At 27.4% G+C, this 468-nt stretch carries 2 protein-coding genes; both read right to left on the bottom strand.

Annotated elements, in window-relative coordinates:
* Positions 1 to 232: MazG C-terminal domain-containing protein (locus QWI17_RS19540; protein WP_502553149.1), on the bottom strand; the 232-nt coding region annotated here is incomplete at its 3' end.
* Positions 210 to 468, bottom strand: a 259-nt coding sequence (locus tag QWI17_RS19535; protein WP_302724208.1) for a hypothetical protein, incomplete at its 5' end; no start/stop codon positions are given. The genes QWI17_RS19540 and QWI17_RS19535, both read right to left, overlap by 23 nt.

The following is a 468-nucleotide window of genomic DNA, read 5'->3' as shown; positions in this document are numbered from 1 at the left end:
TACAAGGAGACCATCCTAATAATGCAGCAAAGGTAAGGTGAAAAATATCATGGTATCTGTAACCGTCATTGTTATAAGAGTTATCATCAATAGTATCTCCAATAGGATTTCCTTCAATTGTAATACTAACTTGTGGATAAGATAAATACTCATACTCCTCAAATCTTACTTTAAAGTTTTGAGGTAAGTTTTCATTATTAAAATGATCACTATTTACTATTGAGCTTTTCATTTTTAATTTTCGTATTTATCAGACTATCAATCTTTGACAAATATAAAGAATCTTTTAGATATAAGTTACTTTCAGTCTTAATTTCTTCTTTTATAGATTTTTCTTTCAATCCAATTTCATATCCTTTTTTAAAACTATCAGAGTCACTCCATAGTTTAATTGCACATCCAATAAAAATAGTAGTTATTATTCCTGCGAGCCATAAAACCCTAGTTAAAGAATCTTTTTGACTATTT

The sequence above is a fragment of the Gilvimarinus gilvus genome, assembly GCF_030518155.1.
In the GTDB taxonomy this organism is placed as follows: Bacteria; Pseudomonadota; Gammaproteobacteria; order Pseudomonadales; family Cellvibrionaceae; genus Gilvimarinus; species Gilvimarinus gilvus.
This window is presented reverse-complemented; position numbering and strand designations above follow the sequence as displayed.